The 7,874-nt window shown below is 62.2% G+C and carries 7 protein-coding genes and 1 pseudogene; all 8 read right to left on the bottom strand.

The features are described from left to right. A pseudogene (locus PHE40_RS09935) lies at positions 1–346 on the bottom strand (chemotaxis protein CheD); the annotation flags it as partial. After that, positions 343–1,374, bottom strand: coding sequence for a chemotaxis response regulator protein-glutamate methylesterase (locus PHE40_RS09930; RefSeq protein WP_299961317.1), 1,032 nt, complete (start codon positions 1,372–1,374; stop codon positions 343–345). The gene PHE40_RS09930 and the pseudogene PHE40_RS09935, both read right to left, overlap by 4 nt. Further along, complete coding sequence (locus tag PHE40_RS09925; protein WP_299961315.1) at positions 1,371–2,261, bottom strand: protein-glutamate O-methyltransferase CheR; 891 nt, start codon at positions 2,259–2,261, stop codon at positions 1,371–1,373. Before PHE40_RS09925 ends, PHE40_RS09930 begins: the two co-directional genes overlap by 4 nt. A gap of 8 nt (positions 2,262–2,269) precedes the next feature. Then, positions 2,270–2,734 carry a chemotaxis protein CheW gene (locus PHE40_RS09920; protein ID WP_299961313.1) on the bottom strand — a complete coding sequence of 155 codons (465 nt, stop codon included), beginning with the start codon at positions 2,732–2,734 and terminating at the stop codon, positions 2,270–2,272. 3 nt (positions 2,735–2,737) lie between these two features. Beyond that, positions 2,738–4,843, bottom strand: coding sequence for a chemotaxis protein CheA (locus tag PHE40_RS09915; RefSeq protein ID WP_299961319.1), 2,106 nt, complete (start codon positions 4,841–4,843; stop codon positions 2,738–2,740). Positions 4,844–4,869: 26 nt separating this feature from the next. Beyond that, entirely contained in the window at positions 4,870–5,235 is a 366-nt protein-coding gene (locus PHE40_RS09910) for a response regulator (RefSeq protein WP_299961311.1), read from the bottom strand. Beyond that, the gene (locus PHE40_RS09905; protein WP_299961309.1) at positions 5,235–5,534 is read right to left on the bottom strand and encodes an STAS domain-containing protein; all 300 of its coding nucleotides are present in this window, start codon (positions 5,532–5,534) and stop codon (positions 5,235–5,237) included. The genes PHE40_RS09910 and PHE40_RS09905 overlap by 1 nt, the downstream gene beginning before the upstream one ends. A 30-nt stretch (positions 5,535–5,564) precedes the next feature. Further along, entirely contained in the window at positions 5,565–7,499 is a 1,935-nt protein-coding gene (locus PHE40_RS09900) for a methyl-accepting chemotaxis protein (RefSeq protein WP_299961307.1), read from the bottom strand. Between the last annotated feature and the right edge of the window lie 375 nt (positions 7,500–7,874).

Here is a 7,874-nt window from a genome sequence, read left to right as displayed (position 1 = left end):
TAAGGCCCTTGATCATGCGAGCGCCGCCGAACAGTTTTGCCTGGAGCCGGTGGCGCTGGGCGCCACGCCCGAGCAGGCCGTTGACCAGCAGCTCCATGGCATGCACGCCAAAGCGCATGGCATCGCCCTCCTGCATGCGTTGTTGCGCCCCCGCATTAGTTCCCGGCAGCAAAAAATGGTTCATGCCGCCCAGGCCGATGGTATTGTCCCAAATGCAGGCGGCGATACAGGAGCCGAGGATGGTGGTGAGCACCGTGTTGGGATTATTATCCACGTATTGCTCGCCCTGCACGATGTGGATCATTTTTTTAGCAGCCGGGGGTGAGGGATGCAGGAGCACGATCATGATATTTTTTGCCTGCGTGTGGCGTTGGTGCAGAGTATCAGCCGCTCGGCGATGCGTTCCAGGGGCAGTTGCAGCGTGACCCCGCCGATTTCGAAGGCGGCTTTGGGCATACCGTAAACGACGGAGCTGGCTTCGTCCTGACCGATGGTTTCGCAGCCGGCCTGGCGCAAGGCGAGCAGGCCCTCTGCGCCGTCGCGCCCCAGCCCGGTGAGGATGACGCCGATTGCGCGGTCATGAAAACAGCGTTGGACGGAATGGAGCATCACATCCACCGAGGGGCGGTGTCCGTTGACGCACTCGGCCTCGCTCAGATGGATGCGCGGTGCTGCGAGGCCGGAAATTTCCAGATGCGCGCTGCCGGGGGCGAGGTATATCTGCCCGGATTTCAGCAACGCGCCTTCCTCGGCCTCGCTCACCTCCGGGGCGCAGAGCTTGTTCAGCCGCGCGGCGAAGCTTTTGGTGAAGGTGGCCGGCATATGCTGACTAATGACCGTGGGCGGGCAGTTGGCCGGGAATTTGCCCAGAATTGTCAACAGCGCCTCGACGCCGCCGGTGGAAGAGCCGATGGCGATGATCCGGCCGTCTGGCGTATAAGCGGCAGTTGAGGGGCGCGCGGGCGCGGCCACAAGCCGGGGCTGCCGGCGCGACAACGCCGCCGCCCTCACCTTCTCCGCCAGTTGCTCGAAGCTGTTCTGGTTGAAGGAAGAGGGTTTTGCCACACAGTCAAACGCGCCGATTTCCAGCGCGTGCAGGTTAACATCGGCGCCCGCTTGCGTGAGGGTAGAGACCATGATGACCGGTGTGGGCCGCAGGCGCATGATTTTTTCTAGAAAATCCAGGCCGTTCATATTCGGCATTTCAATGTCGAGCGTGATGACATCGGGCGCGAGCGCCTTGATGGCTTGGCGCGCCTCGTGCGGGTCAGCGGCCTGACCGACGACCTCGATCAACGGATCAGTGCGCAAGGTAGCGGTGATGAGGCCGCGCATGGTTGCGGAATCATCGACGACCAGAACGCGAACGCTCACGGCTGCTCCCTCCTGGCGGTGCGGGGACGGTAGATGGTGATGCCGTCGCTGCGCAGCCCGGCTTCGGCGGGGCCGCTTACGCGCTCGGAATGGCCGATATACAAGGCGCCGCCGGGGGTCAGCAGCGGCGTGATGCGTGACCAGATTTTTTCCTGCGTATCGTTTTCGAAATAAATCACCACGTTGCGGCAGAAAACAACGTCAAACGTGCCGCGCATCGGCCAGTTACCGATGAGGTTGAGCCTGCGGAACTTCACCAGCGCGCGGGCTTCATCGGCGATTTGCTGGCGGCCCTCCCTGGGGGGGGAAAACCAGCGGCGGCGCAGCGCATTGGGCACGGCATCGAGCAGCGAGGTTTCGTAAATTCCGGTGGCGCCCATGACGAGCATGTTGGCGTCAATATCGGTTGCGAGAATGCGGATATCATACTTCACTGCGTCGGGCAGCAAGGATAGCAGAGTGAGCGCGATGGAGTAAGGCTCTTGCCCGCTGGAGCAGGCGGCCGACCACAGGCGCGCGGCGTAGCCCTGCTTGACGCGGTGTACCAACTCCGGAAGGATTTCTGTTTTCAGATGCTCGAAATGATGCGGCTCACGATAGAAGCGGGTGACATTGGTGGTTAGCGCGGCGACCATGTTCTGGCGCTCGCCCGCGCCGGCGGGACTCTCAACAAGGCGGCAATACTCAGAAAAATTGCCCAGACCCAGGAGCCGCAAGCGTTTGGCGAGGCGCGAATAGACCAGATTGGCCTTGTTGTCCGAAAGGGAGATTCCGGCCTCGGCCATCAGCATGCCGGAAATGGCGGTGAAGTCACGCTGGGTCATCAGGAATTCACTGGTTTCAGTGGTGCCTGATGAGAGTTTGATGCTGTTGCTTGGTGCGTTCATGTTCAGGCTCACGCGGCTTCCATTTCGCCTTGAGGCAGAACATGATCGAGCGAGATCAGGCTGATCATGCGGCCATCGACGGGAAGCAGGCCCATAACGAAGGTTTTCACCAGATCGGATGAGACATCGGGCGTGGGCTGGATGTTGGCGTCGCTGGCGGTGAGAATGTCTGACACCGCGTCAACCAGCAGGCCGATCTGCTGATGCGCGATCTGCACTACGATGATGACGCTGCGCGCGCTAGGCTCATTGCTCGGCAAGCCCAGGCGTGCGGCAAGTTCCACGATCGGCAGCACGGCGCCGCGCAGGTTGATGACGCCGCGCACATAGTGCGGGCTGCGGGGCAGCGCGGTCGCCGCGGTCCAGCCGCGGATTTCATGCACCGCCATGATGTTGATGCAAAATTCCTGACGCCCGACACGAAAAGCGATCAACTCACGGATGTTGGCATCACTATTGGTAGATTGACCCATGGCTTAATGCGCCTCCAGCACGGACGGTTCAGGACGGTTCAGCTCACTGCGCGTGGTTTTCACCACCACGTCGACATCGAGGATTAGCGCCACGCGGCCATCGCCCATGACGGTGGCGGCGGCGATGCCGGGAACGGCGCGGTAATTGGCCTCAAGGCTTTTGATGACAACCTGGCGCTGGCCGTGGATGGCATCAGCCAGCAGCACGGCGCGCACGCCGCCCTCGCCTTCCACCAGCAGCGCCACCGACTGGTCCAGCTCGACGAATTCATCGCTATAGCCAAGAGAGGCGGCGACATCGACCATTGGCACATAACCGCCGCGCAGACGGATGACGTTGATCTCGCCATCAAGCGGGAATACATCCGCCGCCTTGGGCTTGAGCGTCTCAACGATGGCGCCGAGCGGGATAATGAGCGTATGGCCGCGCGCGGAGATGACCATACCGTCCAACACCGCCAGGGTGAGCGGCAGGCTGAGGGTGAAGCTAGAGCCATGGCCGGGGCGCGAGGAGATGGCGATGCGCCCGCCAAGCGCCGCCACGGATTGGCGCACAACATCCATGCCGACACCGCGGCCTGAAATGTCCGACACTGTGCTGGCGGTGGAGAAGCCGGGCAGAAAGATCAGATTGTCGATTTCATCATCCGTGAGCGTGGCGTCCGGCGAGATCAGCCCGTTCTCAAGGGCTTTTTCCTTGACGCGGGCGCGGTTGATGCCCGCGCCATCGTCGGAGACCTCCAGCACAATGCGCCCGGAACGGTGCAACGCGGTGAGGCGCACCAGACCTTCGGCCGGTTTGCCGGCGGCGAGGCGTTTTTCGGGGGATTCGAGACCATGGTCGATGGCGTTGCGGATCATGTGGGTCAACGGATCGGCGATGCGCTCGATGACGGTTTTGTCCACCTCGGTGCTTTCCCCCTCGGTGACAAGGCGTGCCTGTTTGCCAGTTTGGGCCGCAACCTCGCGCACCAGGCGCGGCATGCGCTGGAACACCGAGCGTACCGGCTGGGCGCGGATGGCCATGACGCTGTCCTGAATTTCGCGCGTTAAATGCTCAAGCTCCTCCAGCGCCATGGCGACGCCCGAGGCGCGCGCGATGCCGGCCTCCAGCACGCGCTGGCTCAGCGTCGCCTCGTTGATGACGAGTTCGCCTACGAGATCTATCATGCGATCCACCCTGTCGAGATCCACCCGGATGGTGGCGCTGACGGCCGCGGCGCTCTCCGCCTTGGCGGCCATGGCCTCCACCGGGCTTTGCCTTACCACGGGTGAGGGCGGGGGTGCGTGGTGCTCCGGCTCGGGTACGGCGGGCGGTTCTTCTTCGTCAAACACAGGCGGGGGAAAGAATTCAAATGAGAAGCCGTTGTCGCCGGTGATGATGTCTCCCGGTTTGAGCGACGGCTCCGCCGGGGGGGCGGCGGTGATCTCAAGATCGCAGTCGTCTTCGACAAACTCAAAGACGTTGCGGATGGCCTGCTCGGCGCAGTCCGCTTCCAGCGTGATATTCCAGGTGAGATAGGCGCCTTCGGGGTCCATCTCGGAGAGTTCGGGTAGATGGGTTGTATCCACCACGGCCTCAATAGGGCCGAGCCGGCGCAACTCGCGCAGCAACAAGGCGGTTTCGTTGGCTTTGGCGTAAAGCGCGGGGGTTGGGGTGAAGCTAATGTGCCAGGTGGGCACCGGCGCGCAGACCGTGGGCTGTGACTTTGGCGCGGGAGGCAACTCATGGCCAAGATTGCTGATCTGGGTGAATTCCACAACCAGAGCGGCGGTGCGGGTTTCATCCACCACGCCATTATCGCGCGCGGCGCGCACCAGATCGGCCAGAACATCGGCGGCGCGCAGCAGCAGATTCATGACGCCGGGGCCGGTGGCGAGCGTGCCCGAACGCACCTGATCCAGCGCGGTTTCGAACACATGGGCGAAGCGAACCAGTGCATCCAAGGCAAAGATGCCAGCCCCACCCTTGATGGAATGCACCGCGCGGAAAACCGCGTTCACGGTTTCCGCCTCGGCGGCGCCGCTTTCCATCAGGATCAGCCCGGCCTCAAGTTCGGCGAGCTGTTCCTCACACTCCTGGAAAAATGTTTCGCGGATGGCTGCCATCGGGTCCAATGGATTAACTCCTGCGTTCAGGCCGCGACGCGGCGAATGGCTTCAACCAGCTTGATGGGGTCGAAGGGTTTGACAATCCACCCGGTGGCGCCGGCCGCGCGGGCACGGTTTTTTTTCTCGGCGTCAATCTCGGTGGTGAGGACCAGAACGGGCATCGAGCGGCGGGCTTCATCGCGCCGGACCGCCTCGATGAAGCCAAACCCATCCATACGAGGCATGTTGATGTCCGTGACAATGACATCTGGCCGTTCGGTTTCCAAAACTTCCAGCCCGTGCAGGCCATCCTCGGCTTGCAATACGCGAAAGCCCGCCGCGAGCAGTGAATGCCGCAACATGTCCCGCATTGCGCGGGAGTCATCGACTGTGAGAACGGTCGTGCACATTAAGGCAGTTCCTTGCAATATGTTAGTGATTTTGGAGCGACTCCAAACAGGTTGAGAGTGGTGAGAAAATCTTCGGAGCAATCGGCCAGGCTGAGCTCCTGCTCGTCCGCCGCCCAGGCCGCGCGCGCGGCAAGCAGAACCTGCAGGCATTGCGCGCCGAGACGCTGCACGTCACCCGCGTTGAGGCTGAGCGGACGGCCGCGCAGAGTGAGTAAATTCTCCAGCAGGGCGGCGGCGGCGGTGAGGTTCAGAATTGGCGGAAGGGCCAGGGTATCCGCGCCGGGGTGAATATGGTCCATGATGCTTCCTGATTTTGATGGGCCTGGGGATCAGAACTCATCCCAGTCTTCGGTGGCCGGGGCGGAAGGTGCGGTGCTATGTGATACCGAAACAAATTTTCCGGATGGAGCGTGCATGGGGATGCGCGATTTCCGGGGCGCAGTCTCCTTGACGGTGGGTCGAGGCTGGGGCTGGGGCTTGGCATGGCTGGTCTCGAACTGGGCAATGAGGCGGGCAAGCTCCTCGGCCTCGGCGAAGAGGTCGTGGCTGGCGGCCGTGGTTTGCTCGACCATGGCGGCGTTCTGCTGGGTGACCTTATCCATTTGGTTGACGGCGGCGTTCACCTCCGCGAGGCCGGTTGCCTGCTCCTGCGCCGAGGCGGCGATTTCATTCACCAGGCTGTTGAGCCGCTCCACCTGCTCCACGATGCGCCCGCGCGCTTTGCCGGTTTCCCCCACCAGGCGCACGCCAGTGGCCACTTGCTGGCCCGAGGCGGAGATGAGGGCTTTGATCTCCTTCGCGGCATCGGCTGAGCGTTGCGCCAGAGCGCGGACTTCGGTGGCCACCACGGCAAAACCGCGGCCGGCATCCCCTGCCCGCGCCGCCTCCACGCCGGCGTTGAGCGCCAGCAAATTCGTCTGAAAGGCGATTTCGTCAATCACGCCGATGATGTTGCCGATCTGACGGGAAGATGTCTCGATCCCCGACATCGCGCCCACCGTGTCGCTCACCACGGCGCCGGAGCGCTCGATATCAGCGCGCGCGGCGTTGACAACATCGCGCGCCGCATTCGCGCTTTCAGAGGTTCTACGCACGGTGGCGGTGATTTCATCCAGCGCCGCGGCGGTTTCCTCCAGGCTGGCCGCCTGCTGTTCCGTGCGGTGGGAAAGATCGTCCGACGCCTGACGGATCTCCCCGGCGCCGGCGCGCACACCATGGGTGTTGTGGGCGATCGAGCCCATGGTTGCCTCCAGCGTTTCCATGGCATGGTTGAAATCGCCGCGCAGTTTTTCGTATTCAACGGCGAAATTCGCGGTCAGACGGAATTGCAAATTACCCAGGGCGAGGCGTTCCAGCCCGGCCGCCAGCGAATCGACAACGAATTTCTGCTGTTCGAGAAAGCCGGTTCTGGCCTGTTCGTCGGCGGCGCGCTGCTGCTCGGCCTTGCGCGCGGCTTCCTGGGCTTTTTTCTCAAGGATGAGCTTCTGCAAAGCGGATTCTTTGAAGATTTGCACAGTGTGCGCCATGCTCCCGACTTCATCCTGGCGGTCGCGCCCGGCTACATCCACCTGTAGATCGCCGCCGGCCAGGCGCTCCATGCTGCCTTGAAGGTTCTGCAATGGGTTGATGATCCAGCTGTTGATGGCGAAGAAGGCGGCGATGACTGCACAGGCCAAACCACCGATGATAATAAGGAATGTGAGCATGACGGTTGTGCCCGCGCTCTGATCCAGCGCGGATGCCGCGTCGTTGGCCTGGATTTGGAGTTTTGAGCGCTCCGCGGTCATGGCGGCGGCGAAGGACTGAAAACCGGGCATGCAGGAAGTGATGAACTCCTGCTGTGTGGTCACGTCTTCATTGGTCGTCGTGGCGGCGATGGCGTCAGCAATGGTTTTCGCGCATGTCGAATTGATCAACTCGTCGCCTTGCTTCTGCAGGATTTGCAGAGCTTGCGCCTCGGCCGGGAGCAAACGCGCGGCGCTTGCCAGATGTGTGTCAAAAGCGGAATGGTCCAAGACGAGCCGTGACCCGGCGTTGCTGGTGTTGGCGATGAGCAGAAGGCCGATGTCCGCCTGCATTGCGCTCATATGCCGATTCGATTGCATGAGCAGACCCGCCACCGCGCCGGTTTTTTCAATGACCTGCCGGTAGCCCGTGGCGATGCCCCGCAGCTGCCCGGTTGCGTAAAACGCGCCGCCGACACCAAAAACGCCGAAAAACCCCAGAATAATGAGGGATTTTGCAATAATTGGCAGATTTTTCACGCGGCGGCTCCTTGCTCGTTTCACGCAGCCCGCAATAGCGCCTCCGCCGCAAGCTGCCCCTATGTCATGGGACTGACTATGCCGGGTGAGGTTTAATGTTTCGTATCCAAGTTGAGGATTTGGTGGCGGGGCAGACGCGCGCTGGGCCTGCCACGTTGCCGCGGCAAGCCCGGGGATTGATACCAGTCAGCCTTAAGGCTGACTGGTATGCGCGCGGGGCTGGTGGGGCGGCCGCGCGCAAAATCAATAGCTTATACCAGCCCGCCACCAAACCCAGAGAGTCAAGCTCTTGGCGGGCTGGTATGAGTGTTCAAAACAGATGCGGCCCCTTGCGCGGGGCCGGGTTCAGTTGCTGAAAATGCGCTTCCAGACGGA

This window comes from Acidocella sp. (genome assembly GCF_028687955.1).
Lineage (GTDB): Bacteria > Pseudomonadota > Alphaproteobacteria > Acetobacterales > Acetobacteraceae > Acidocella.
This window is presented reverse-complemented; position numbering and strand designations above follow the sequence as displayed.

Bases quoted from the DNA above. Each gene is read 5' to 3' on its own strand.
- PHE40_RS09905 (WP_299961309.1), bottom strand. From the start codon at position 5,534: ATGGACCATATTCACCCCGGCGCGGATACCCTGGCCCTTCCGCCAATT.
- PHE40_RS09915 (WP_299961319.1), bottom strand. From the start codon at position 4,843: ATGGCAGCCATCCGCGAAACATTTTTCCAGGAGTGTGAGGAACAGCTC.
- PHE40_RS09925 (WP_299961315.1), bottom strand. From the start codon at position 2,261: ATGAACGCACCAAGCAACAGCATCAAACTCTCATCAGGCACCACTGAA.
- PHE40_RS09910 (WP_299961311.1), bottom strand. From the start codon at position 5,235: ATGTGCACGACCGTTCTCACAGTCGATGACTCCCGCGCAATGCGGGAC.
- PHE40_RS09920 (WP_299961313.1), bottom strand. From the start codon at position 2,734: ATGGGTCAATCTACCAATAGTGATGCCAACATCCGTGAGTTGATCGCT.